Source organism: Ewingella sp. CoE-038-23 (genome assembly GCF_040419245.1).
Lineage (GTDB): Bacteria > Pseudomonadota > Gammaproteobacteria > Enterobacterales > Enterobacteriaceae > Ewingella > Ewingella allii.
Genome location: NZ_JAZHOH010000001.1, coordinates 4,628,767 through 4,655,247, shown reverse-complemented (window position 1 = coordinate 4,655,247; position 26,481 = coordinate 4,628,767). Strand labels below are relative to the sequence as shown.

At 54.6% G+C, this 26,481-nt stretch carries 21 protein-coding genes; 10 read left to right on the top strand and 11 right to left on the bottom strand.

The annotated features are described in order from the left end of the window. Positions 1-222: 222 nt before the first annotated feature. Positions 223-582, bottom strand: coding sequence for a YijD family membrane protein (locus tag V2154_RS22295; protein ID WP_353503866.1), 360 nt, complete (start codon positions 580-582; stop codon positions 223-225). Further along, positions 557-1,234, bottom strand: coding sequence for an HTH-type transcriptional repressor FabR (fabR, locus tag V2154_RS22290; RefSeq protein ID WP_353503865.1), 678 nt, complete (start codon positions 1,232-1,234; stop codon positions 557-559). The genes V2154_RS22295 and fabR overlap by 26 nt, the downstream gene beginning before the upstream one ends. Before the next feature lie 223 nt (positions 1,235-1,457). Here fabR and sthA point away from each other — a divergent pair, with 223 nt between their 5' ends. Continuing rightward, the gene (gene sthA / locus V2154_RS22285; RefSeq protein WP_034794659.1) at positions 1,458-2,858 is read left to right on the top strand and encodes a Si-specific NAD(P)(+) transhydrogenase; all 1,401 of its coding nucleotides are present in this window, start codon (positions 1,458-1,460) and stop codon (positions 2,856-2,858) included. Here the strand turns inward: sthA and oxyR are convergent. Continuing rightward, positions 2,841-3,761 (bottom strand): DNA-binding transcriptional regulator OxyR, encoded by a 921-nt coding sequence (gene oxyR, locus V2154_RS22280; protein WP_353503864.1) that lies wholly within the window; start codon positions 3,759-3,761, stop codon positions 2,841-2,843. The two genes, sthA and oxyR, sit on opposite strands and share 18 nt — an antisense overlap. Before the next feature lie 161 nt (positions 3,762-3,922). On the opposite strand from oxyR, the gene V2154_RS22275 reads away from it, so the two are divergent. Continuing rightward, positions 3,923-4,681, top strand: coding sequence for a glutathione peroxidase (locus tag V2154_RS22275; protein WP_353503863.1), 759 nt, complete (start codon positions 3,923-3,925; stop codon positions 4,679-4,681). Between the two features lie 206 nt (positions 4,682-4,887). Here V2154_RS22275 and argH read toward each other — a convergent pair whose 3' ends face one another. From argH to argC, 4 genes are all read right to left on the bottom strand, one after another. Beyond that, entirely contained in the window at positions 4,888-6,264 is a 1,377-nt protein-coding gene (gene argH / locus V2154_RS22270; protein ID WP_353503862.1) for an argininosuccinate lyase, read from the bottom strand. A gap of 69 nt (positions 6,265-6,333) precedes the next feature. After that, the gene (locus tag V2154_RS22265; protein WP_353503861.1) at positions 6,334-7,554 is read right to left on the bottom strand and encodes an argininosuccinate synthase; all 1,221 of its coding nucleotides are present in this window, start codon (positions 7,552-7,554) and stop codon (positions 6,334-6,336) included. 61 nt (positions 7,555-7,615) lie between these two features. Next, entirely contained in the window at positions 7,616-8,389 is a 774-nt protein-coding gene (gene argB / locus V2154_RS22260; protein ID WP_185688876.1) for an acetylglutamate kinase, read from the bottom strand. Between the two features lie 55 nt (positions 8,390-8,444). After that, positions 8,445-9,449: an N-acetyl-gamma-glutamyl-phosphate reductase gene (gene argC, locus V2154_RS22255; RefSeq protein WP_034794648.1), complete on the bottom strand. Its 1,005-nt coding sequence runs from the start codon at positions 9,447-9,449 to the stop codon at positions 8,445-8,447. A gap of 225 nt (positions 9,450-9,674) precedes the next feature. Here argC and argE point away from each other — a divergent pair, with 225 nt between their 5' ends. Next, a complete protein-coding gene (gene argE, locus V2154_RS22250) occupies positions 9,675-10,829 on the top strand; it encodes an acetylornithine deacetylase (RefSeq protein ID WP_353503860.1) in 1,155 nt (384 codons plus the stop codon). Between the two features lie 277 nt (positions 10,830-11,106). Continuing rightward, positions 11,107-13,755, top strand: coding sequence for a phosphoenolpyruvate carboxylase (ppc, locus tag V2154_RS22245; RefSeq protein WP_353503859.1), 2,649 nt, complete (start codon positions 11,107-11,109; stop codon positions 13,753-13,755). 75 nt (positions 13,756-13,830) lie between these two features. On the opposite strand, the gene metF is transcribed toward ppc, so the two are convergent. The 3 genes from metF to metB form a co-directional block, all read right to left on the bottom strand. Beyond that, on the bottom strand, positions 13,831-14,745 hold the full coding sequence (gene metF, locus V2154_RS22240) for a methylenetetrahydrofolate reductase (RefSeq protein ID WP_353503858.1): 915 nt from the start codon (positions 14,743-14,745) through the stop codon (positions 13,831-13,833). A gap of 255 nt (positions 14,746-15,000) precedes the next feature. Next, positions 15,001-17,436 carry a bifunctional aspartate kinase/homoserine dehydrogenase II gene (locus V2154_RS22235; RefSeq protein WP_353503857.1) on the bottom strand — a complete coding sequence of 812 codons (2,436 nt, stop codon included), beginning with the start codon at positions 17,434-17,436 and terminating at the stop codon, positions 15,001-15,003. 2 nt (positions 17,437-17,438) lie between these two features. After that, a complete protein-coding gene (gene metB, locus V2154_RS22230; RefSeq protein WP_353503856.1) occupies positions 17,439-18,599 on the bottom strand; it encodes a cystathionine gamma-synthase in 1,161 nt (386 codons plus the stop codon). 333 nt (positions 18,600-18,932) lie between these two features. Between metB and metJ the strand changes: the two genes are divergently transcribed. Beyond that, the gene (gene metJ / locus V2154_RS22225; RefSeq protein WP_034794630.1) at positions 18,933-19,250 is read left to right on the top strand and encodes a met regulon transcriptional regulator MetJ; all 318 of its coding nucleotides are present in this window, start codon (positions 18,933-18,935) and stop codon (positions 19,248-19,250) included. A gap of 236 nt (positions 19,251-19,486) precedes the next feature. On the opposite strand, the gene rpmE is transcribed toward metJ, so the two are convergent. Next, positions 19,487-19,699: a 50S ribosomal protein L31 gene (gene rpmE / locus V2154_RS22220; RefSeq protein ID WP_353503855.1), complete on the bottom strand. Its 213-nt coding sequence runs from the start codon at positions 19,697-19,699 to the stop codon at positions 19,487-19,489. A gap of 203 nt (positions 19,700-19,902) precedes the next feature. Here rpmE and priA point away from each other — a divergent pair, with 203 nt between their 5' ends. The 5 genes from priA to hslU all read left to right on the top strand — a co-directional run bounded on the left by priA (position 19,903) and on the right by hslU (position 26,426). Continuing rightward, positions 19,903-22,098: a primosomal protein N' gene (gene priA / locus V2154_RS22215; protein ID WP_353503854.1), complete on the top strand. Its 2,196-nt coding sequence runs from the start codon at positions 19,903-19,905 to the stop codon at positions 22,096-22,098. Positions 22,099-22,271: 173 nt separating this feature from the next. Beyond that, on the top strand, positions 22,272-23,342 hold the full coding sequence (gene cytR / locus V2154_RS22210; protein WP_437342016.1) for a DNA-binding transcriptional regulator CytR: 1,071 nt from the start codon (positions 22,272-22,274) through the stop codon (positions 23,340-23,342). 98 nt (positions 23,343-23,440) lie between these two features. After that, on the top strand, positions 23,441-24,436 hold the full coding sequence (gene ftsN, locus V2154_RS22205; RefSeq protein WP_353503853.1) for a cell division protein FtsN: 996 nt from the start codon (positions 23,441-23,443) through the stop codon (positions 24,434-24,436). Positions 24,437-24,549: 113 nt separating this feature from the next. After that, complete coding sequence (gene hslV / locus V2154_RS22200) at positions 24,550-25,080, top strand: ATP-dependent protease subunit HslV (RefSeq protein ID WP_353503852.1); 531 nt, start codon at positions 24,550-24,552, stop codon at positions 25,078-25,080. Between the two features lie 11 nt (positions 25,081-25,091). Further along, entirely contained in the window at positions 25,092-26,426 is a 1,335-nt protein-coding gene (gene hslU, locus V2154_RS22195; RefSeq protein ID WP_353503851.1) for an ATP-dependent protease ATPase subunit HslU, read from the top strand. Positions 26,427-26,481 lie beyond the last annotated feature (55 nt).

Here is a 26,481-nt window from a genome sequence, read left to right as displayed (position 1 = left end):
CTGTTTTTGCCACTCATCTCTAACATGTGGCAATTATAGAAAGGTTTAGCTGATCAACATCTAATTACTAAACAGTAGTTTGATATTAATGAACTGTTGTTTCATAAATAATCAGGGAATGGATCTGCGACATCAGGGATAACGGGTGAGGATGGCAGATAAAACAAAGGCAGCCAGCTGGCTGCCTTGATGTGCTCACTAGGGTAAGCCGCAGTGGCAAAATTAGAGGTTGTCTGCTTTGCGCTTCTTCAGCTTGATACCAATCCAGAACACCAGCACCACGCTAATCAGCGACGGCAGGAAGTTGGAACCCAGCTGCGGGTACTCCGCGCGCACGATAGTGCTGTAAAGCAGGAAACCGAGCAGGAAGCTGGCCGCCGCTAAGGTCGGTAATCCCTTGGCCATTTCTTTGTGGTGATAGCGCAGATGCAGGCAATAGACCGCAAGGCAAAGTGCTATCACGGGAAAAACGGAGAAGGTTACTACGGAGCTAAAAAACGCGTCGAACGTGCCGTTGATCGACAGTCCGGCAATCAGAGCCAGGAGCAAAGTGCCATTATCCTGGTTCGGTTGTTCGGTCATCTTCAGTACCTCTGGACTTATTAGTTGGAGACACCGCCGTGCGCTCCTGCTGACGGCGATACCAGTAATATGCACCTTTAGAAATCATACGTAGCTGCAGCACCAGTCTCTCTTCGAGCTGGCGACGCTGGGCTATATCAACATCCAGCGCTTCGGCACCGGCGTTAAAGACGATGATCACCATGGCTTCTGCCTGCGCTTCAGTAAAGCTACGCGGCATGTGGTTTTCGAGTTGTAAATAATCTGCCAGTTCTGCAATAAAGTGCTGAATTTCGCGAGCGACGGCGGCGCGGAAGGCCGCAGAGGTCCCGGAGCGTTCGCGCAGCAGTAAGCGAAAGGCGTTAGGATTATTGCCAATGAACTCCATAAAAGTCGATACGGAGGTGCGAATCACGCTGCCACCTTTGGCAATGCGCTGACGCGCTTGACGCATCAGTTGACGAAGCATTAACCCACTCTCGTCTACCATGGTCAGGCCGAGTTCATCAACATCGCGGAAATGGCGGTAAAAAGAGGTGGGTGCGATCCCAGCCTCGCGGGAAACTTCACGCAGACTTAAACTGGCAAAGCTGCGTTCAGCACTGAGCTGGCTAAATGCCGCCTCAATCAGTGAGCGGCGCGTGCGCTCTTTTTGTTGTGCTCTTACGCCCATAACCTTCATCCGCAGTGTTTTCTTCTTATTAAAGGTGTTAATAAAATGACTCGTTATGATTTCACTATACCAAATTTTTTAACCCGCCGAGGTATAGAAAAGAGAGGATAAAGTGGGTCTGAATGTTGCGGTTTTCCCACGAATTGACAACTGCTTGTAGGGAAAACAGGACTAATATGTTACTTTCTCGTTGTTATTTTGTATAAAAAATAGGTTTCGAACCATGCAACAGCAATCTCATTTTGATGCCATTATCATCGGCTCAGGCCCTGGCGGAGAAGGCGCCGCTATGGGACTGGTTAAACAAGGGGCCAGAGTTGCGGTCATCGAACGCTATAATAACGTCGGTGGCGGCTGTACTCACTGGGGAACCATCCCTTCGAAAGCCCTGCGCCACGCCGTCAGCAGAATTATCGAATTCAACCAAAATCCGCTGTATAGCGACAATTCCCGCACCTTGAGTTCAAGCTTCCCCGACATCCTACGCCACGCTGACTCAGTGATTAATCAGCAAACTCGCATGCGTCAGGGTTTTTATGAGCGCAACCAGTGCCAGCTTTTCGCCGGTGACGCCAGCTTCGTGGATGAACACACGGTCAGCGTGCGCTACGCCGATGGCACCCATGAAGAGCTTACCGCCGACAATATCGTCATCGCCTGCGGCTCGCGCCCTTACCGCCCGCACGGCGTCGACTTTAGCCACCCACGCATCTACGACAGCGACTTAATCCTTGAACTGAGCCACGAGCCGCGCCACGTCATCATCTATGGCGCCGGGGTGATCGGTTGCGAATACGCGTCGATTTTCCGTGGTTTGAATGTCAAAGTCGACTTGATAAACACCCGTGACCGCCTGCTGTCATTCCTCGACCAAGAGATGTCTGACGCCCTCTCCTACCATTTCTGGAACAACGGCGTGGTGATTCGTCACAACGAAGAGTTTGAGAAGATTGAAGGCGTTGAAGATGGCGTGATCATGCACCTGAAATCCGGCAAGAAGGTCAAAGCAGATGCCCTGCTTTACGCCAATGGACGTACAGGTAACACCGACCAACTGGGCTTAGAAAACATTGGCTTAGTGGCTGATAGCCGTGGCTTGTTGAAAGTGAACAGCATGTATCAAACCGCGCTGTCGCATATCTATGCCGTGGGTGATGTCATTGGCTACCCGAGCCTGGCGTCGGCAGCTTACGATCAGGGCCGCATTGCCGCGCAGGCGATGATTCAGGGCGAAGCCAAAGTTCATCTGATTGAAAACATTCCGACCGGGATTTACACCATTCCGGAAATTAGTTCTGTCGGTAAAACCGAACAAGATCTGACCGCCATGAAGGTACCGTACGAAGTGGGCCGCGCGCAGTTTAAACATCTGGCACGGGCGCAAATCGCCGGGATGAACGTGGGGAGTCTGAAGCTGCTGTTCCATCGTGATACCAAAGAAATCCTTGGTATTCATTGCTTTGGCGAGCGTGCGGCGGAGATTATCCACATCGGGCAGGCGATCATGGAACAGAAAGGCGAAGGCAATACTATCGAGTATTTCGTTAATACTACCTTCAACTATCCAACCATGGCGGAAGCGTATCGCGTTGCCGCCCTGAATGGATTAAACCGCCTGTTTTAACGCAGCGTTATCCATATGAGCTTGCATGTGAACCTTAATGGCTTCCGCAAGCTGCTCATAGCGGCCACGCAGCGGGGAACCGGGACGATACACCAGAGCAATGGTGCGTCTCGGTTCCGGCTTGTCGCACACCAAATAGGTGACGCCATCGCGGCTGCGCTCTTTTGGCACCGATAATGACGGTAACAGCGTAATACCACTGCCTGCCGCGACCATGTTGCGCAGGGTTTCAAGGCTCGTCGCGCGGAAATGCGTGTCTTCATCCGCCCCGGCCTGAAAACAGAAGCCCATCGCTTGATCACGCAAACAGTGACCATCTTCCAGCATCAGCAGCTTTTCTCCGGCTAAATCGGCCATGGCGACGCGATCGCGCGAGGCCCACGGGTGCTCGTCATAAATCGCCAGCTTCATCGGCTCATCAAACAGCGGCACCTCGATAAAGGCTTCGCTCTCTTTGACCAAGGCTAAAATCGCGCAATCGAGCTTGCCGCTGTCGAGCTGCGCCAGCAGTTGCTGGGTCTGGGCTTCGTGTAAGTACATTTCCAGCTTTGGAAAGGTTTTGTGCAACGTAGGAATGATTTGCGGCAGCAGGTAAGGCCCAACGGTCGGGATAAGCCCAATGTGCAGCGGCCCGGACATCGCCTCGCCTTGCTGGCTGGCCATCTCTTTCAGCACTTTCACTTCGCGCAGCACGGTTCTGGCTTGATCCACCAGCAATAAACCCGCCTGGGTGAACAGCACTTTGCGGCTGGTTCTCTCAAGCAGCATCACGCCCAGCTCATCTTCCAGCTTGCGGATCTGCCCGCTTAAGGTCGGCTGGCTCACATGACAAGAATCCGCAGCGCGTCGAAAATGACGGAACTCCGCCAAAGCCACCAGATACTCCAAATCACGAATATTCATTTTTCCTCCATTGCCATAACAGGTCGAGACGATAGCTCGCGGCGATAGATAAGATAGCAATCAACGATTATAACTATCAACAACAATCGTTAATAATGGCACACATCGAAACGATACTGACAGAGCGCAAGTTTTATATTTTATAAATTAAGAGGTTACTGATGTTTACAAGCCACGAAGGGAAACAAGTTCCACAAGTTACTTTCCACACTCGTCAAGGAGACCAATGGCTGGATCTCAGCACCGATCAACTGTTTAAAAATAAAACGGTCATTGTATTTTCGCTGCCGGGTGCCTTTACCCCGACATGCTCTTCGAGCCACTTGCCGCGCTACAACGAGCTGGCAGGCGTGTTTAAGAGCCACGGCGTAGACAGCATTCTGTGTGTCTCCGTCAACGATACTTTCGTCATGAATGCGTGGAAGGCTGAGCAAAGCGCCGCCAACATCACCTTCATTCCTGACGGCAACGGCGAATTCACCAAAGGCATGAACATGCTGGTTGAAAAAGCTGATTTAGGCTTCGGCCCGCGCTCTTGGCGTTACTCCATGCTGGTGCGTAACGGCGTGGTAGAGAAGATGTTTATTGAGCCAAACAAGCCGGGCGACCCGTTTGAAGTGTCTGATGCCGATACCATGCTGAAGTATCTGGCGCCGGATTATAAAGTGCAGGAATCGGTTTCCGTGTTCACCAAGCCGGGCTGCCCTTTCTGCTCTAAAGCGAAACAAATGCTGCAAGAGCGCGGCATTCAGTATGAAGAAATTGTATTAGGTAAAGACGCGACTACGGTCAGCCTGCGCGCTGTAACAGGCCGTGCAACTGTGCCACAAGTCTTTATTGGTGGTCGCCACATCGGGGGAAGCGACGATCTGGATGTCTATCTGAACAGCGAAGCAGACGTGTGCGAAGTGGCACAATAAGACGACGCGTAAAGATTGTAAGAGAATTAACATAAGTAAAATGAAAGAAGCTCAAAATCAGGGTATTGCTGCAAGGCAAGTAACCTGATGGCGAGTGAGAGACTACGTGAACATTCGGCGGACTTTATGTCCGCCTTTTTTTTGCCGTTTTTCACCTAAAGAAAAGGCCCCTGAACAGGAGCCTTTTGGTCTGACGCCGTGAGCGATTACTCGCCCAGGCGGCTTTTGGCATCGCTGATCGCCTGAGCAACCTGCTGTGGTGACACGCCGCCCTTGGCTGCGCGCTTGTCGAGGCAAGATTGCAGTTCAAGGATTGGGTAGACGTCATCGCCAATCACGCTGCTGAATTTTTGCAAATCGGCCAATGGCAGAGCTTCCAGCGCTTTGCCCTGAGCAATGGCTTCCACCACGGCTTCACCGACAATATGGTGGGCTTCGCGGAATGGCACACCTTTGGCGACCAGATAATCCGCCAACTCGGTGGAGTTCGCGTAGCCTTGCTGCGCGGCTTCTTTACAACGCGGACGTTTGACCTGAATACCGTCCAGCACCAGCGCCGCCATTTGCAGACAGTCCATCCAAGTGTCGAGCGCGTCGAACAAACCTTCTTTGTCTTCCTGCATGTCTTTGTTGTACGCCAGCGGCAGGCCCTTCATGGTCATCATGATGCCCGTCAGTGCGCCCTGCACGCGGCCACACTTGCCACGGATAAGCTCCAGCGCGTCCGGGTTTTTCTTTTGTGGCATCAGGGATGAGCCAGAGGTCACGCGGTCGGACAGATCTACAAACGACGCTTCTCCGCTGTTGAAGAAAATCAGGTCTTCGGCGAAGCGCGACAGGTGGATCATGCTGATAGAGGCGTTCGACAGCAGCTCCATCACATGGTCGCGGTCCGAAACGCTATCCAGGCTGTTGCGGGTGGCAGAGGCAAATCCTAACCAACCGGCCAACTGCTCACGGTCCATTGGGTACGCCGTGCCCGCCAGTGCGCCACTGCCCAACGGGCTGACGTCCAGACGTTTCAGAGTATCTTGCAGGCGGCTTTCATCACGCGCCAGCATCTCGACATAGGCCAGACACCAGTGTGCGAAAGTTACCGGCTGGGCGCGCTGTAAGTGGGTGTAGCCCGGCATGACCGCGTCCTGATTCGCTTGCGCAGTGGCGACCAGCGCCTGCTGCAAGTGGCGCACGGCCTCTTGCAGGCTCAGCACCTGCTCTTTGCACCATAGTTTCAAGTCAGTGGCGACCTGATCATTACGGCTGCGGCCGGTGTGCAACTTCTTACCGAGGTTACCGACTTTGTCGATAAGCTTGCCTTCCACCCAGCTGTGAATGTCTTCTGCGTCGCTGGCTAAGATAGCGCGCGGGTTAGCACGAACTTCTTCCAGCAGCACGCCCAAAGCCTCTTCCAGCTGAATTTGCTCTTCGGCGGTCAGCACGTTAACCGTCACCAACGCCTTCGACCACGCCACCGAGCCAATAATATCCTGCTCGGCAAGACGGTAATCAAAACGCAGGGAATCATTTAATTCTTTAAAACGCTGGTCTGCCGCCTGAGTGAAACGCCCGCCCCAAAGTGCCATAACCTGTACTCCTTGATCTATGCAAAAGGGCGCAGCCTGTGCGCCCTTAAAATATTTTCTACGCGCGAATTACTGCTTCTTTGAGTTCAGCGCACGAATTCTGGATGACAACGAGAACAGACGGATAAAGCCGCCCGCGTGGCTGTGATCATACACTTCATCTTCACCGAAAGTAGCGAACTCTTCAGAGTACATGCTGTTCGGAGAACTCTTCTGGATAGCCGTCGCGGTGCCTTTGTACAGCTTCACCACCACTTCGCCATTCACATCTTCTGCCAGCGCGTCAGCGGCGGCTTGGATGGATTCACGCAGCGGAGCGAACCAACGACCATCATAAACCACGTAAGACATTTCATGGCCCAGCTGCTCACGCCATTTGAAGCTGTCACGGTCGAGAACCAGCTGCTCAACGCCACGCAGCGCAGCCATCATAATGGTGCCTCCCGGCGTTTCGTAGCAACCACGAGACTTAATGCCTACCAAGCGGTTTTCCACGATGTCGATACGGCCAACGCCGTGTTTCACGCCCAGCACGTTCAGCGCTTCGAGGCACTGGAATGGTGTCAGCTCTACGCCGTTAACCGCCACCACTGCACCCTTCTCAACTTTAACGGTGACCAGCTCAGCTTCGTCTGGCGCGTCTTCTGGCGCGACTGTCCATGCCCAGCAATCTTTGTTTGCTGCATTCCATGGGCTTTCCAGCACGCCGCCTTCGGTAGAGATGTGCCACGCGTTTTCGTCACGGCTGTAGATTTTTTCCAGCGACGCGGTGGTCGGGATATTACGCTCTTTCAGGTAATCCAGCAGGGCTTCGCGAGAACGCAGGTCCCACTCACGCCAAGGAGCGACCACTTTCAGCTGTGGAGCCAACGCGGTGTAGGTGGTTTCGAAACGCACCTGGTCGTTACCTTTACCTGTCGCGCCGTGGCACAGTGCATCAGCGCCCACTTTCAACGCCAGCTCAACCTGTGCTTTAGCAATCAACGGACGCGCCATTGAGGTACCGAGCAGGTAGCTGCCTTCATACAACGCGCCGCTTTTCAGCACTGGGTAAACGTAGTCTTTGATGAACTCTTCACGCAGGTCAACCACGTGGCACTCAGAAGCACCGGTGCGCAGGGCTTTCTGCTCGATTCCTTCGAGGTCAGCACGCTCTTGACCGATATCTGCAACGAAAGCCACCACTTCACAGTCGCCGTAGTTTTCTTTCAGCCATGGAATGATTGCCGAGGTGTCCAGACCGCCAGAGTAAGCCAGAACGATTTTCTTGATGCCTTTGGTTGCTGCCATGATGATTTCCTTTAAAAATTTTATTGATTTAATAATTCAGTCAATGGGTTAAGCATGAAGATCACGCCAGAATACGCGTACCGATCGCCGTGCCATTAAACAGTGCCGGAAGCTGCTCGGCGTGACGCCAGCTGGCGATATCCACCGGGCGGCCAAGAGAGCGCGCGGCGTCTAGCGCTGCGTGAACTTTGACAATCATGCCGTCAGTAATGATGCCTTGCTCAATCAGCTGTTCCGCTTTCTGCGTGGTCATTTCCGGGATGCGCTGGCCTTTGCCGTCGAGAATACCGCTCACATCTGACAGCAGGATTAAATCTGCGCCCAGCGTGGCTGCCAGCGCCGTCGCGGCTTGGTCAGCATTCACATTCATCAGTTCACCATCGGCGGTGATACCAATGGAGCTGATAATCGGCAGGTAGCCTGCGCCAGTCAGGGTGTTAATCAGCGCCGGAGAGCCGACTTCTGCTTTGCCGACATTACCCAGCTCTTCGCTCAGTTGCGTTACCACCACCGAGCCGCCGTCTGCCAAAGACAGGCCAACGGCGTTGATGTCGTTTTTCACCGCCCACGCCAGCAGGGTTTTGTTGGCGCTACCGGCCAATGCGCCGGTGATGATGTCGATTTGGTCCGCAGGGGTTACGCGCAGGCCAGCCTTCTTCACCACGGGCAGGTTGAGTTTCTTCATCAACTCATCGACCAGATAACCGCCGCCGTGAACGATCACCAATGGGCGCTGATATTGCTGGCGATAAGTCACCAGCGCCATGAACAGGCGCTCGAGCGCTTCTTCATTGTCCAGCAACACACCACCTAATTTGATAACTAACGGATTCATAGCTGTTCGCGCCTCAATCGATTTAAGTAAATGTTTGATTTTAGACCAAGATAAATTAAAGCAGCGATTGGGTTTCTGGGAAACCAAAGCGCAGGTTCAGACATTGCACTGCTTGCGCCGACGCGCCTTTTAGCAGGTTATCTTCTGTCGCAACCACAATCAGGTGCTCGCCTTTCACCACAAAACCGATGTCGCAGAACGGCAGGCCCACCACGTCTTTCAACGCCGGAACGCCCTTGGTGTAGAGACGCACCAGAGGTTTGTCGTGGTAAGCGTTATGGAAGGCTTCCGCCACGTCCTGCGCCGTCACGCCCGCTTTCAGGCGGCAAGTGATGGTGGCCAGAATGCCGCGCGGGAAGTTGCCCAGGTGCGGGGTAAAGATCACCGGCACGCCGAGATGCTCTACAATTTCTGGGTGGTGACGATGATTGAACAGGCCGTAAGGTTGCAGGCTGACTTCGCAGAAGCTGGTGCCGAGAGAGGCTTTACGCCCCGCGCCGCTCACGCCGCTGGTCGCGTTAATCACCGGCCACTGGTCTTCATTCAACAGGCCATTTTCCACCAGCGGTTTTAACGCCAGCTGAGACGCCGTTGGGTAGCAGCCTGGGACCGCGATGAGTTGCGCGGTTTTGAGTTTGTCGGCTTGCCATTCAGCAAGGCCGTACACCGCCTTGTCCAGCCAGTCGAGGTGCTGGTGTTCAAAGCTGTAAAATTCGGAGTAGAAATCAGGCTTGTTGACGCGGAAGGCACCGGACAGGTCAAACACCACGCAGCCCGCGGCCAAAAATTGCGGCGCCAAATCGTGGCTGACTTCATGGGCAGTGGCTAAAAAAACCACATCGATATCTTTCGCCGCGTCTTCCACGTTTTTCATTGGCAAAACAGGCAGATCGAGGATGCCTTTTAACTGAGGGTGCAAATCAGAAAGCAATTTTCCTGCATCTGCACTTTGCGCTGAAACCATTAAAGCGGTTATGTTCATCTGTGGGTGGCGATTCAGGTAGGCAGCGAGTTCAGCTCCGGCATAGCCTGTGGCACCAACAATCAGCGTATTCAACATGGGGTCTGTTCACCTTCTCAACTTAACTGTATGGCTTTGCGATACAGCGTACTTCTTAGGTAACAGGGTTCACCGCGTCATACGCCGTTCACCCGCGAGATTCTCAGCAACTGCGTTGGGTTAAACCGACCGTTATTTCCGGTTCCCTTACGCGCTGGCATATTGTATTTTTATTCACATAAACTGCATGAATATGAATACTACCCTAACTAAAGGCTGTCAACAGTGAAGATGAAATTACCTCCTTTTATTGAGCTTTATCGGGCATTAATCGCGATACCTTCGATCAGTGCCACAGACAGCGCATTAGATCAAAGCAACGAAAAGCTAATCAACCTGTTAGCAGGCTGGTTCCGCGATCTAGGTTTTAAGGTTGAAATCCAACCTGTGCCGAATACTCGCAATAAATTCAATATGTTGGCAAGCGTGGGCCAAGGCGCTGGCGGCCTGCTGCTGGCGGGCCATACCGATACCGTCCCCTTCGACGATGGCCGCTGGACTCGCGACCCTTTCACCCTGACCGAGCATGAAAATAAGCTCTATGGTCTGGGTACCGCCGACATGAAAGGTTTCTTCGCTTTTATCGTCGATGCGCTGCGGGATATTGATACAACCAAACTGACTAAACCTCTATATATCCTTGCCACCGCCGATGAAGAAACCACCATGGCAGGCGCGAGCTATTTTTCGAAAAATACCGCCATTCGCCCAGACTGCGCGATCATCGGCGAACCGACGTCGTTGAAGCCGGTTCGTGCGCATAAAGGCCATATTTCGAATGCGATTCGCATCACCGGGCAATCGGGCCACTCTAGCGACCCGGCGCGCGGCGTGAACGCTATCGACCTGATGCATGACTCCATTACCCAGCTGATTGGCCTGCGTAACACTTTGAAAGAGCGCTACAACCACAGCGGCTTTGTCATTCCTTATCCAACCATGAACTTCGGCCACATTAGCGGCGGCGATGCGGCCAACCGTATTTGCGCCTGCTGTGAGCTGCATATGGACATCCGCCCACTGCCGGGGCTGACGCTGTCTGATCTCGACGGCCTGTTACAAGAAGCGCTGGAGCCAGTTAGCAGTCGCTGGCCGGGCCGCGTCGCCATCGAAGAGCTGCATCCGCCGATTCCGGGCTATGAATGCCCGCCGGACCACCAGCTGGTGCAGGTGGTGGAGAAGCTGCTGGGCGTGGAAACGGAGATTGTTAACTACTGTACCGAAGCGCCGTTTATCCAAGAGCTGTGCCCGACACTGGTCTTAGGGCCTGGTTCGATTGAGCAGGCGCACCAGCCGGATGAATACATCGATACCGCCTTCATCAAGCCGACTCGCGAGCTGATCGCGCAAGTGGTTCATCACTTCTGCCATCACGTATAAGTGAAGAAAGAGCAGCCATATCAAGGGCGTCGCAGGGCGCTCTTGATACTGGACAATATGCTGATTAGACAAACTGATACCTTGTGAGCTGTAATTAAATTTCAGCCACATTGACGAAAAATGCCTTTTTTTAGTGAAGGAAACGACGTTTTTGCGGTAAAACAGTTGTGTAATTAAAAAAAGAGAAGGTTTGGCAGACAGAAAAAGGCGTCACAGCCTTACGGGTGAAAGTTATCTACAAATTATAAAAATCGGGTCCGAGGTCAACAGAGGTAATATGAACGAACAATATTCCGCAATGCGCAGTAATGTCAGTACCTTAGGTAAACTGCTTGGCGACACCATCAAAGATACGTTGGGAGAACATATCCTTGATCGTGTTGAGAAAATTCGTAAGTTATCCAAATCCTCACGCGCTGGAAATGAAGCAGATCGCCAAGAGCTGCTCTCCACGCTGCAAAACTTGTCCAACGACGAGTTATTGCCAGTGGCCCGTGCTTTTAGCCAATTCCTCAATCTGACCAACGTGGCCGAGCAGTACCACAGCATTTCGCCTAATGGCGAAGCGGCCAGCAACCCTGAAGTACTGGCGCAGCTAATTGAGCGCCTGAAAGCCAAAAATCTGACCGATCAGCAACTGCGTGACGCGGTTGAAGAGCTTTCTATCGAGCTGGTGCTGACGGCTCACCCAACAGAGATTGCCCGCCGGACGCTGATCCACAAATTGGTGGAAGTGAATAACTGCCTCAAGCAGCTCGACCATAACGATCTGGCGGATTACGAGCGCAAGCAGATTATGCGCCGCCTGCGCCAGCTGATTGCCCAGTCATGGCATACCGATGAAATTCGTAAACACCGCCCTTCCCCGGTTGATGAAGCCAAATGGGGATTTGCGGTCGTTGAGAATAGCCTGTGGGAAGGCGTGCCGTCATTCCTGCGCGAGTTCAACGAACAGCTCGAAACCTCGCTGGACTACAAAATGCCAGTAGAAGCCGTGCCGGTTCGCTTCACATCTTGGATGGGTGGCGACCGCGACGGCAACCCAAACGTCACGGCAGACATCACGCGCCACGTTCTTTTACTGAGCCGCTGGAAAGCCACTGATCTGTTCCTACGCGACGTCGCGGTGCTGATTTCCGAGCTTTCCATGACCGAAGCCACTGATGAACTGCGCGAGCGCGCCGGTGGTGAAGAAGGCATTGAGCCTTACCGCGTGATCATGAAGCGCCTGCGCAGCCAGCTGACCTCCACGCAGGTCTATTTGGAAGCGCGTCTGAAAGGCGAACGCCTGCCACAGCCTCACGATTTATTGGTCAACAATGACCAGCTGTGGGAGCCGCTCTACGCCTGCTACCAGTCACTGGTTGCCTGTGGAATGGGCATTATCGCCAACGGCCAGTTGCTGGATACCCTGCGCCGCGTGCGCTGCTTCGGCGTGCCGCTGGTGCGTATCGACATCCGCCAAGAGAGCACCCGCCATACCGACGCCATTGCCGAAATCACCCGTTACCTTGGTTTGGGCGATTACGAAAGCTGGTCAGAGTCTGACAAACAGGCCTTCCTGATCCGCGAACTGAACTCACAGCGCCCGCTGGTTCCGCGCTTCTGGGAGCCGAGCGAGTACACCAAAGAGGTGCTCGACACCTGTCAGGTAATTGCCGAAGCGCCGGAAGGCTCAATTGCCGCTTACGTCATTTCTATGGCGAAAACGCCGTCTGACGTGCTGGCCGTTCACCTGCTGCTGAAAGAGGCGGGTTGCCCGTTCACTCTGCCGGTAGCGCCGCTGTTCGAAACCCTTGATGACCTGAACAATGCTGACTCCGTAATGACTCAGCTGCTGAATATCGACTGGTATCGCGGCACCATTCAGGGCAAACAGATGGTCATGATTGGCTATTCCGACTCGGCGAAAGACGCTGGCGTGATGGCGGCTTCATGGGCGCAATACCGCGCTCAGGACGCATTAATCAAAACCTGCGAGAAAGCGGGCGTGCTGCTGACGCTGTTCCACGGACGCGGCGGCTCTATCGGTCGCGGTGGCGCTCCGGCCCACGCGGCCTTGCTCTCTCAGCCTCCGGGCAGCCTAAAGGGTGGCCTGCGCGTCACCGAACAGGGCGAGATGATTCGCTTCAAGTTCGGCCTGCCAGAAGTCACCATCAGCAGTCTGGCACTCTATACCGGCGCGATCCTGGAAGCCAACCTGTTGCCGCCGCCAGAGCCGAAAAAAGCCTGGGTGGACATTATGGAGCAGCTGTCCGACGTCTCCTGCAACATGTATCGCGGCTATGTGCGCGAAAACAAAGATTTCGTGCCTTACTTCCGCGCGGCGACGCCGGAGCAAGAGCTGGGCAAACTGCCATTGGGCTCACGCCCGGCGAAGCGCAAGGCCAACGGCGGCGTCGAAAGCCTGCGCGCCATTCCGTGGATCTTCGCCTGGACGCAAAACCGCCTGATGCTGCCAGCCTGGCTCGGCGCGGGTGCGGGCCTGCAAGCCGTGGTAGATGCCGGTAAACGCGATGAACTTGAGGCGATGTGCCACGACTGGCCGTTCTTCTCGACGCGTATCGGCATGCTGGAGATGGTCTTCGCCAAAGCCGACCTGTGGCTGGCGGAGTATTACGACCAGCGTCTGGTGGATAAAGAGCTGTGGCCGCTGGGCCAGAAGCTGCGCGACCAGCTGGCAAGCGACATCAAAGTGGTGTTGGCGATTTCCAACGATGACCACCTGATGGCTGACCTGCCGTGGATTGCCGAGTCTATCGCCCTGCGTAACGTCTACACTGACCCACTGAACGTGCTGCAGGCCGAGTTGCTGCACCGCTCACGCCAGTTAGAGAAAGAAGGCAGTACGCCAGATGCGCGCGTTGAGCAGGCGTTGATGGTGACGATTGCGGGCGTGGCGGCGGGTATGCGCAACACCGGCTAGTGCTGACAAGTTAAGAGAAGCAAAAACTAAAAACCGGCGATTAAGCCGGTTTTTTTATGCATAAGATTTGAATGGTTAAACGGCCGCACTCAATGGAGTGGCAAGGCCCGGACGCACCCCCAGCGTGTGGCAGATGGCGTAACTCATTTCGGCGCGGTTCAAGGTGTAGAAGTGGAAATCCTTCACCCCTTCGCGGCTGAGGATTTTAACCATGTCCATGGCGATGTTGGCTCCCACCATTTTGCGGGTTTCCGGGTCATCGTCTAAGCCTTCGAACTGGCGCGTCATCCAGTGCGGCACGCGCACGTTGGTCATGGTGGCAAAGCGCGTCAGCTGTTTGAAGTTAGAGACTGGCAGGATACCCGGCACGATTTCCACATCAATGCCCTGTCCGGCACAGCGATCGCGGAAACGCAGGTAGCTTTCGACGTCGAAGAAGAACTGGGTGATGGCGCGGTTAGCGCCCGCGTCGATTTTGCGTTTCAGGTTAATCAGGTCAGCCTGCGCGCTTTTGGCTTCAGGATGAACTTCAGGATACGCCGCCACGGAGATATCGAAGTCGCCCACGCCTTTCAGCAATTGCACCAGATCCGTGGCGTATAACTCAGGAACGCCGCCGCCCGGAGGCAGGTCACCGCGCAGCGCCACGATGTGGCGGATGCCGCTGTCCCAGTAATCCTGGGCGATTTGCGTCAACTCTTCACGGGAGGCGTCCACGCAGGTCAGATGCGGCGCAGCTTCCAGCCCGGTGCGCTCTTTAATGCCTTTGATGATACTGTGCGTGCGCTCACGTTCACCGGAGTTCGCGCCGTAGGTCACGGAAACGAATTTCGGCTTAAGGCTGCTCAGGCGATCGATAGAGCTCCACAGCGTGTCTTCCATCTCGCTAGTGCGCGGCGGGAAAAACTCAAAAGAGACGTTAAACTGGCCCTGCAACTCTGACAGGTTCTGGTTCAAAGCTTCGCGTTGATTGGCGTGGAAAAAACTCATGCTTTCTACCTCGTGGCTCACGACATCTTGTTATTGATTTGTTCTAGATTTGTAAGCATCTAGACGTCTAAACACCTAAACGTATGGATAGACAATGAAGGATGCGAGCAAATGTGTCAACGACAAAAAAGCGTCTAACTATGATTAATCTTCACTCAAATTGAATGAATTTCAAGTTGGGGAATAAAGTATTGGCGAGGAGGAAAAAACGGCATGAAGCCCCTCCCGACAGGCGTCGGAAGGGGATAGTAGGAATTAAAGCAGCTGGCTCAAACGGTTAAGGTCAGATTGCAACGCGCCGGCGGTAACATCGCGCCCCGCGCCCGGCCCGCGAATCACCAGTGGGTTATCGCGATACCAGCGGCTTTCGATAGCAAACACGTTATCGCAAGGCAGCAGCGACGCCAGCGGATGGTCATCGCGCACGGCTTCCACGCCAACGCGCGCCTTACCGTTGGCATCAAAACGCGCCACGTAACGCAGCACCAGCCCCATTTCGCGCGCCGCTTCCAGACGTTGCAGCATCTGCTGATTCAACGCTTCGCCATCTTCAAAGAATTGGTCAACCGAGCCGGTTTCGCAGCCTTCCGGCACTAAAGACTCGACGCGAACGTGGCTCGGCTCGATATCGTAGCCCGCCTCACGCGCCAAAATAATCAGCTTGCGCATCACGTCCTGACCGGACAAATCGACGCGCGGGTCAGGCTCAGTCAGCCCTTGCTGCCACGCCAGATCCACCAGCTCGGTAAATGGCAAGGTGCCGTCAAATTGCAGGAACAGCCATGACAGCGTGCCGGAGAATATCCCGCTAATCGCCAGAATGCTGTCGCCGCTTTCGCGCAGGTCACGCACGGTGTGGTTAATCGGCAAACCCGCGCCCACGGTGGCGTTGTACAGCCAGTGGCTGCCGGTTTTGGCGAAGGCGTCGCGAATTTGGCGGTACTTGTTGCTGTCAGAGGCCCCGGCCAGTTTGTTGGCGCTAATCACGTGGAAACCGTAACTGGCGAAGTCCAGATACTGGTCTGCAATATCGCCGCTGGCGGTGACGTCGAGCACCACCAAATCGTCATACGGGTGAGCACGCATCCACAGGAACAGCGATTCTTCATCGTGATCGCGGGCTTCGTCTTCAAAGAAGGCCAAGGCGCGACTGGCGTCCAGCCCGTCGTAGTTGAGCAAACTGCGTTTACTGTCCACCACGCCGGCCAGCACGAATTCAAAACCACTGCGGGCGGAAATGTTTTTCTGCTCGCGGGCAAACAGCTCAAGCCAGCGCGAACCGATATTGCCTTTGCCAAACAGCATCAGGCCGATACGCTTTTCAGCGCGGAACAGGGTCTTATGCAGCCCCTGAATCAAATGCTCAGTTGGCCCAAGACGCAGCACGGCAACCAGACTAATGCCATCTTCGGCTTGCCAGATGAATTCCACCGGCTGGTCTTTGAGTTCTTGATAGAAACGGTGGCTGTGCAGCGGGTTCTTGCACACCCCGGCCCCCACCAGCGCGACCATCGCCAAACCTTCACGCAGCGATAAACGCGCCGGCAGACCGGCCTCTTCCAGCACCAGCAGCGCGCTGTTTACCACTTCTGAGGTGTAGCAAAGCTGCAATAGGTTGCGATCCGGGTGGATGCCGGTGGCCAGTGGTTTGATTTGCGCGCGTTTGAGCAGCAGCTCGACGTCTTTATGCGCCAGCTGGAAATCGTGCTCGCTAGGGATAGCGATTTCGATCAGACAGATATCGTCGTGGCTGGTGACGATTTTCGCGCCCGTGCCGGAAGCCAGCACGCGCTCAATGCGCGTCGAGCCTTGTTCCGGCTGATAGCTACAGCGCAGCTGCAAGTCGATATCGCTGCCGGACACCGGCTGAAGCGTACGGGTATGCAGCACTGGCGCGGCAAGACGGGCCAGCTCGCTGGCTTCGTCCAGACGCAGCAACGGCAGCAGGCAGGCATCTTTCACTTTGCGCGGGTCGGCGCTGTAAACACCGGCGACGTCGCTCCAGATGGTGACGCGATTCACCCCCGCCAACGCGCCAATTTGCGTGGCCGAGTAGTCACTGCCGTTACGCCCCAGCAGCACGGTTTCGCCCGCATCGTTGCGCGAGATAAAGCCGGTAACTACCAGATAATGCTGAGGATGTTGCGCCAGCAGTTGCTGTAATAAAGGATAAGAGCGACCTTCATCCACCTGTGGCTGAGCGGCGCGCTCGGCGCGCAAGAACTCGCGCGCGTCGAGCCACGCGGCAGGAAGCTCTTTTTTCGACAATACGGCGGCCATCAGGCGGGCAGACCACACTTCGCCATGCCCGACCACTTCGGCGTAAACCGCGTCGGTGATCTTACCATCAAGCAACACGGCCAGACGCTCAAGGTCTTGAATGAAATGAGCAATAAGCGGTTCTGCCATTTCTGGCGGCAGAAGCCCTGTGATCAACTCAGTATGATAGCGACGTAGCGCCTGCTGCACCTGATGTGCCGACAGACGATCGCTTTGGCTTAGCTTCAACCAGCTGATCAGCTGGTTGGTGGTACTGCCCGCCGCCGACACCACCATCATGTCGCCCGGATTGCCGTACTCGGCCATGATCCCAGCCACGCGCAAATAACATTTCACGTCGGCCAGACTGCTACCACCAAATTTGTGCAACTGCCGACTTCCTGCCGGCGCTGCTACCGCTATTGCATTCATTCTTACCTCGTTGCCGCTGCCTGGAATGCGTGTTCCAGATCAGCAATCAAATCTTCACTGTCTTCGAGACCTACAGAAACTCTGAGCAAACTGTCGGAAATCCCCGCCGCTTTGCGCGCTTCAGGTGCCATGCCTGCGTGAGTCATGGTGGCCGTGTGGGATATCAGACTTTCCACCCCGCCCAGAGACTCCGCGAGGGTAAATAACTTCAATTCCGAGAGGAAATGACGCAAATGGGCTTCATCTCCGTCGAATTCAAAACTGATCATCGCGCCAAAACCATACTGCTGGCGGCGAGCGATCTCATGCCCTTGGTTTTCTGGCAGAGAAGGATGATACAGCTTTTTCACCTGCGGTTGCTGCTGTAAATAAGCAACAATAGCTAACGCATTTTCCTGCTGCTGTTTCACGCGCACGGTGAGCGTGCGCAGGCCGCGCAGTAATAAATAGCTGTCGAAAGCCGCACCGGTCACGCCGATGTTATTCGCCCACCACGCCAGTTCGGTCGCGTGCTCGGCAGTTTTCGAAATCACCGTACCAGCCACCACGTCTGAATGACCGTTCAGATATTTAGTACATGAATGGACTACTAAATCCGCGCCAAGTTTCAACGGCTGTTGTAAAGCCGGGCTGAGGAAGGTGTTGTCCACCACGGTAAGCGCACCGACCGCGTGCGAAGCATCGCAAATGGCCTGAATATCTACCACGCGCAGCAGCGGATTGCTTGGGGTTTCAATCAACACCAGCTTAGGTTTTTCCTCGAGCGCCGCCGCCAGAGCCTGCGGGTCGCCTTGATCCACAAACTTCACGCGATAGGCACCGCGCTTGCTCAAGCTGTCGAACAGGCGGTAGCTGCCGCCGTAGCAGTCGTGAGGCGCTAGCAGCAGATCGCCAGGCTTAAGAAACACCGTACACACCAGATGAATGGCCGACATGCCGCTGCTGGTCATTACCGCACCGGCACCGCCTTCGAGATCAGCCAGCGCGCGCTGCACGATATCGCGCGACGGGTTACCGCGTCGGGAGTAGTCGTGGGCTCGTGGCTGATTAAAATCTTCGAAATTATAGGTGCTGGAAAGGTTAATCGGTGGAACCACACAGCCATATTGCTGGTCACTATTGAGGCCACTTCCGACGGCTATCGTCGCTTGCTTGAGCGTCATACGTTGTTTCTCCCTGCCGGGGGTGCTGAGGATGAGGTAACAAAGATTAATCGCTGACAAGATAGACGTCAATACATCTGGACATCTAAACTTCTTTGCGTATAGATTGAGCGTCAGGGGAATACCCGCTAAAATTGTAGGTATCAGAGTCCTCTGGCCTTGTGCAGCGTGGAAGAGCCGGACTGGCATTCAGTGGCTGAATGAATAACCCAGCGCACATTTCTCTGAAATTACCGGTCCTGAAGGGACATTTATTTAGTGAGATCAGTGAAAATCGGGCATAATCCCCCGGTTTTCAGAACATTATTTTTTTTGATAAATTTAAGGTGTCCCATGGCTGAGTGGAACGGCGAATATGTCAGCCCTTACGCTGAACACGGTAAGAAAAGCGAGCAAGTAAAAAAAATCACGGTATCCATTCCGCTGAAGGTTCTTAAAATTCTCACTGACGAACGTACTCGCCGTCAGGTGAACAACCTGCGCCATGCGACCAACAGTGAATTGCTGTGTGAGGCTTTCCTGCATGCCTTTACCGGCCAGCCTTTGCCGAACGATGCAGACCTGCGTAAAGAGCGCAGCGATGAAATTCCAGAAGCAGCGAAAATCCTGATGCGCGAGCTGGGCGTTGACCCTGATACTTGGGAATACTAAGTAAAAGCTGATGATGAAGACCTGTGCGGCCACGCCGTGCAGGGATCATTTTTAGTGGCAGAGTGTTTTTCAGTGGAAGAGCGTTTTAGTGGAAGAGAGCTCTGTTCGTGCAGGCTGTGCGTGAAATGGATAAGCGAAGCGTTTTAGTGAAACGGGTTGTGGTTTACCAACCTTTTGCTAAATAGCAGGCAACAAAAAAGGCGCCATTGGCGCCTTTTCTTGCTCTACAGCAAATATTACTTGCTGGATGGCACGCTGAAACGCTTGTTGAAGCGGTCAACACGGCCACCGGTAGCAACTTCACGTTGTTTACCAGTATAGAACGGGTGGCAGTTACCACAAACGTCCAGGTTCAGATCGTGACCCACTGTTGAGCGAGTTTTGATCACGTTACCGCATGAGCAGTTTGCAGTAACTTCTACGTATTTAGGATGGATACCGTCTTTCATGGGAAAACCTCTTCTTAAGGCCGCGTCGCTATCCAACCCTGTTTCGTCGGACACCACGCGTAGTGGATGATTAGGTTTTGATGCGAAATGCACCAAAGGCGGCGAATCATACAGAATCTATTTATGCCGCGCAATGATGTTCATGCATTTCGAACGACACAGTGTACACTATCTCGTCATTTTTTTAAAGTCTGGACCCCTTAATGCCTGTTGCCCACGTTGCTTTACCCGTCCCGCTCGCCCGCACGTTTGACTACCTTTTGCCTGATGGCATGGTGGTAGTAAAAGGCTGTCGCGTCAGCGTACCCTTCGGTAAACGCGATGCAATTGGCATTGTCGTCGCGGTCAGCGACAGCAGCGAGTTTGGCATCGACAAGCTCAAACCGGTGCGCGAGGTGCTCGACGCCTCCAGCCTGTTTACCCCAGATTTATGGCGCATCCTGCTGTGGGCCGCCGACTATTACCATTTTCCCCTTGGCGAAGTGCTGTTCCACGCCCTGCCCGTCTTACTGAGACAGGGAAAGCCTGCTGAATTAACCCCGCTGTGGCAGTGGTTCGCCACCGAACAAGGGCGGGCGACGCCCCTTGAGAGCTTAAAACGCGCGGCGAAACAGCAGCAGGCGATGGCGGCCTTAATGCAGGGCGGAATTTATCGCCATCAGGTCAGCGACCTTGAGCTAACCGACGCTGCGCTACAGGCTCTGCGGGCCAAAGGGCTGGCCGACCTGCGCAGCATTGCGCCCGAGACTCACGACTGGCGCAGCGACTTCAGCGTGGTGGGCGAACGCCTGCGATTAAACACCGAACAGGCCACCGCCGTCGGGGCGATTCGCAGCGAAGATCAGCAGTTCTCGGCATGGCTTTTGGCCGGTGTGACGGGTTCAGGCAAAACCGAAGTCTATCTAAGCGTGCTGGAAAATATTCTGGCGCAGGGGAGACAGGCGCTGGTGATGGTGCCGGAAATCGGCCTGACGCCACAGACTATCGCGCGCTTTCGCGAGCGTTTTAGCGCCCCGGTGGACGTGCTGCACTCTGGCCTGAACGACAGCGAACGCCTCGCCGTCTGGCTGCGCGCCCGCAATGGCGAAGCCGGGATTGTGATTGGCACCCGCTCCTCCTTATTTACCCCTTTTGCCCGGCTGGGCGTGATCATCATCGATGAAGAGCACGACGGCTCATATAAGCAGCAGGAAGGCTGGCGCTACCACGCGCGCGATCTGGCCGTGTTCCGCGCCCACGAAGAAAATATTCCGATCATTATGGGGTCGGCGACGCCGGCTCTCGAGACACTCAACAACGTCGAGTTGGGCAAATATCGCCAGTTAAAACTCACCAAGCGCGCCGGTAATGCCAAGCCGCCACAGCAGCAGCTGATTGATTTAAAAGGCATGCCACTCAAGGTTGGCCTTTCTCAGCCGCTGATCCAGCGCATGCAGCAGCATCTGAAAGCCGATAATCAGGTGATGCTGTTCCTTAACCGCCGGGGCTACGCGCCCGCGCTGCTGTGTCACGAATGCGGCTGGATAGCCGAGTGCCAGCGCTGCGACCACTACTACACCCTGCACCAAAACCAGCGTCAGCTGCGCTGCCACCACTGTGACAGCCAGCGCGCGGTGCCGCACCAGTGCCCGCACTGCGGCTCGACGCAGCTGGTTTCGGTGGGTGTCGGCACAGAGCAGCTCGAGCAGGAGCTTGCCCCGCTGTTCCCCGACACGCCAATTACCCGTATCGACCGCGATACCACCAGCCGCAAAGGCTCGCTGGAGCAGCATCTAGCGGAAGTGCATCGCGGCGGCGCGCGCATCCTGATTGGCACGCAGATGCTGGCTAAGGGGCACCACTTCCCCGACGTCACGCTGGTCTCCTTGCTGGATGTCGATGGCGCGCTGTTCTCAGCTGATTTCCGCTCCGCCGAGCGATTCGCCCAGCTTTATACCCAGGTTTCAGGCCGCGCGGGCCGCGCTGGCAAGCAGGGGGAGGTGGTGCTACAAACCCACCATCCGGAGCATCCGCTGTTGAAAGTGCTGCTGGAGCAGGGCTATGACGCCTTCGCCAAGCAGACGCTGGCCGAGCGTAAAAGCGTCTTTTTACCGCCATACACCAGCCATATTCTGATTCGCTCCGAGGATCACGATAATCAGCAATCCCAACTGTTCTTGCAGCAGTTACGCAATTTGCTGGAATCCAGCCCGCTAAAAGATGAGTCGCTGTGGATACTCGGCCCCGTCCCGGCGCTGGCCGCCAAGCGCAACGGCCGTTTCCGCTGGCAGCTCTTATTGCAGCACCCTTCACGCCGCGTTTTGCAGCAGCTGCTGAAAAGCTCGCAGTCGCTGATTAACGCCCTGCCCCAAGCGAAAAAGGTTAAATGGACGCTGGATGTCGACCCTATCGACAGCTAATCGATTGCATTTATGCGGGATGGATCTAAAAAAAGCATCTGCGTCACACTTTTGATGCAAATTAGGTAACAAATCCTAACCACAATCTGTTTAGAATGTGATGAGCTACGCAGCCGCCAAAAGCCGGATAGGTTAGGCGCACCCAGAAGGGTGTCGCGTTGAGAGGAACATCCATGTTGTCGTATCAGAATGATGCTGTTGCAAGGGGAGATGCGTTGGACGAGAAGAAAGATTTAAACGCGGCGACGATGAAAGACGTAGCTGAAATGGCCGGTGTTTCGACCGCGACGGTATCTCGTGCATTAATGAATCCGGAAAAGGTCTCAGCGCCCACTCGCCAAAAGGTCGAGCAGGCGGTGCTCGCCGTTGGATATTCTCCTCACGCCCTTTCACGGAACTTAAAACGCAACGAATCCCGCACTATTCTGGTGATCGTCCCCGACATCTGCGATCCCTACTTTGCGGATGTGATCCAAGGGATCGAGCACACCGCGGCTGAACATGGTTATCTGGTGCTGATTGGCGATTGCGCCCAGCAGAACCAGCAAGAGAAAACCTTTATTAATCTGATTATTACTAAGCAGATTGACGGTATGCTGCTGCTCGGCTCGGACCTGCCTTTCGACGCCAGCAAAGAAGAACAGCGCAATTTGCCGCCAATGGTGATGGCCAATGAATTCGCGCCAGAGCTGGAATTGCCGACCGTGCACATTGATAACCTGACCGCCGCCTATGAAGCCGTGCATTATTTGATTGGCTTGGGCCATCAGCGCATTGGCTGCATTACCGGCCCGGACCAAATGCCGCTGTGTCAGTACCGCACTCAGGGGTATATTCAGGCGCTGCGCCGCAGTGGATTAAATGTGGAAGCAGACTACTCGGCGAAAGGCGATTTTAGCTATGAGTCGGGCGCGCTGGCGCTGATCGATTTGATGTCGCAGCCAGTGCCGCCAACGGCGATTTTCTGCCACAACGACGTGATGGCTATCGGCGCGATGTTCCAGGCCAAGAAGATGGGTCTGCGCATTCCAGAAGATTTATCGGTGGTAGGCTTTGATGATATCAAGCAAAGTCAGTACTTCGACCCGCCTTTAACCACGGTGGCTCAACCAAGATTCCAGCTTGGTCGTCAGGCCATGTTATTATTGCTTGAGCAGCTCAATGGGCATTCAGTACAAAGTGGCTCACGTTTGTTGGAAAGCGAACTGGTCATCCGCGGTAGTACCGCCGCACCCAAACGCTAATTATATGTTTATACTTCATTAAGTTTTCGTTTCAGATAAGGTTCAAGGTTCAGTAACATGACGCACTTCTTCCATCATTACGACGCAGCGAAACGATAGTGGCACAAAGAGACTATGTAAGCCGTGGGCGCTCAGGAGCGCGGCGGAAACCAACTAGCCGAAAAAAACGCAGTTCCCCGATGATCTCCAAAACCATGGTGGTATTAGCCGTTGCGGTCCTGGTGGTGTTCATTGGTGGCCTCTATTTTATTACGCACAATAAACCTGAAGATGCAGCGATTCTGCCGACGCACCCTGTTCGGCCGGGCAACGGCTTGCCGCCAAAACCTGAAGAACGCTGGCGTTATATCAAAGAGTTGGAAAATCGTCAGATGGGCGTGTCTACCCCGACTGAGCCGACGGCGGGTGGCAATGTGCAGACTAAAACGCAGTTGACGCCGGAACAGCGCCAGTTGCTGGACCAGATGCAGGCCGACATGCGCCAGCAGCCGACCACGCTGTCCGAAGTGCCGTATAACGACCCAACGCAGGCGACGCGCACGCAGCCTGCCCAACGTCAGACCACGTCGCAACAGCCGTATACGCAGCAGCCTCAGCAGACTTATTCTCAACAGAACGTGCAGCCGACCTACACTCAGCGGCAGCCTGTGCAACAGCAGCAACAGAATGTGCAGCACAATACTCAGCAGACTACGCCGAGAAACGTGCAGCAGACGCAGCAGCCGGTTCGTGCTCCTCAGACTCAGGCACAAACTCAGCCTGTGGCGCCGAAGCCGAAACCGAAAGAGCAGCCTCAGCAGCAACCTGCTGCCATTACTGAAGTCGCGCCGGAAAAACCGAAGGACAAACCGAAAGAGCAGGAAAAAACCCAGCGCTTTATGGTTCAGTGCGGTTCTTTCAAAGGTAGCGAGCAGGCAGAATCGCAGCGCGCCAAGCTGGCATTTGAAGGTTTTGAAGGCCGAATCACCACCGGTGGCGGCTGGAATCGCGTCGTTATCGGCCCTTACAATAATCGTGCTGGCGCTGACGGCACCCTGTCGCGTCTTAAAAACGCTGGCATCTCCGGTTGCATTCCCCTCGCAACTGGGGGTTGAAAACCTATTTTCCTCCCCAATCTATAACTTCAATATGCCTCGTGCTCTTGTGTGACACTGATGTGTAACACAAGAGTGCGGGGATCTTTTCCGTCTGCAACGAGGAACTGCTCGTGACAACAATTGTAAGTGTACGCCGCAACGGCCAGGTCGTTATTGGTGGTGATGGTCAAGCCACATTGGGAAATACCGTGATGAAGGGCAACGTGAAGAAAGTGCGTCGCCTGTATAACGACAAAGTGATCGCAGGCTTTGCGGGCGGTACGGCTGACGCCTTCACGCTGTTTGAGCTGTTCGAACGCAAACTGGAAATGCACCAGGGCCATCTGGTCAAAGCCGCCGTAGAACTGGCGAAAGACTGGCGTACTGACCGTATGCTGCGCCGCCTTGAAGCGCTGCTGGCCGTCGCTGACGAAAATGCCTCGCTAATCATTAGCGGCAACGGCGACGTGATTCAGCCTGAGAATGACCTGATTGCTATCGGCTCCGGTGGTCCTTACGCTCAGGCTTCTGCTCGCGCGTTGCTGGAAAATACAGAACTGAGCGCTCGTGACATCGTTGAGAAGTCGCTGAGCATTGCCGGGGATATCTGTATTTACACCAACCAATTCCACACCATCGAAGAATTGTCTTCTAAAGCGTAAGGATCGAAAACATGTCTGAAATGACCCCGCGCGAGATAGTCAGCGAACTCGACAGCTACATCATTGGGCAGGACAAAGCAAAGCGCGCCGTCGCCATTGCACTGCGTAACCGCTGGCGCCGTATGCAGCTTGAAGAGACGCTGCGTCACGAAGTCACTCCAAAAAACATTCTGATGATCGGCCCGACCGGTGTCGGTAAAACCGAAATCGCTCGTCGTCTGGCGAAGCTCGCTAACGCGCCGTTCATCAAAGTCGAAGCCACCAAGTTCACCGAAGTGGGCTACGTGGGTAAAGAAGTCGACTCTATTATTCGCGACTTAACCGACTCTGCGGTGAAGATGGTGCGAATGCAGTCCATCGAGAAAAACCGCTATCGCGCCGAAGAACTGGCCGAAGAGCGCATTCTCGACGTGCTTATTCCACCGGCGAAAAACAACTGGGGCCAGGCCGACGAAACGCAGGAACCTTCTGCGGCACGCCAGTCTTTCCGCAAAAAGCTGCGTGAAGGCCAACTCGACGACAAAGAGATCGAAATCAATGTCGCCGCCGCGCCAATGGGCGTCGAAATCATGTCCCCTCCGGGCATGGAAGAGATGACCAGCCAGCTGCAGTCTATGTTCCAAAACATGGCCGGGCAGAAGCAGAAACCGCGCAAAATGAAGATCAAAGAAGCGTACAAGCTGTTGATCGAAGAAGAAGCCGCCAAGCTGGTTAACCCGGAAGAGTTGAAAGAGCAGGCTATCGAAGCCGTTGAGCAGCACGGCATCGTGTTCATCGACGAAATCGACAAAATCTGTAAACGCGGCGGTCAAAGCTCCGGCCCTGACGTTTCCCGCGAAGGCGTGCAGCGTGACCTGCTGCCACTGGTTGAAGGCTGCACCATTTCGACCAAGCACGGCATGGTGAAAACTGACCATATTCTGTTTATCGCTTCCGGCGCTTTCCAGACTGCCAGCCCGTCAGACCTGATCCCTGAATTGCAGGGTCGTCTGCCGATCCGCGTCGAGCTGCAAGCTCTGTCGACGGAAGACTTCGAACGCATCCTGACTGAGCCAAGTGCGTCGCTGACTCACCAGTACAAAGCCTTGATGGCAACCGAAGGCGTGACCGTTGATTTTACTGCTGACGGTATCCGTCGTATCGCCGAAGCGGCATGGCAAGTTAACGAAACCACAGAGAACATCGGTGCGCGTCGACTGCACACCGTGTTGGAGCGTTTAATGGAAGATATCTCTTACGACGCGAGCGAAAGTAACGGTATCTCCATAAACATTGATGCAGATTATGTTCGTAGCCATCTTGATCAGCTGGTTGCTGATGAAGATCTGAGCCGTTTCATCTTATAATTCGCTCATACGTTTCGAAAGTTATCCATTGGGAGGCGTTTATGCCTCCCTTTTT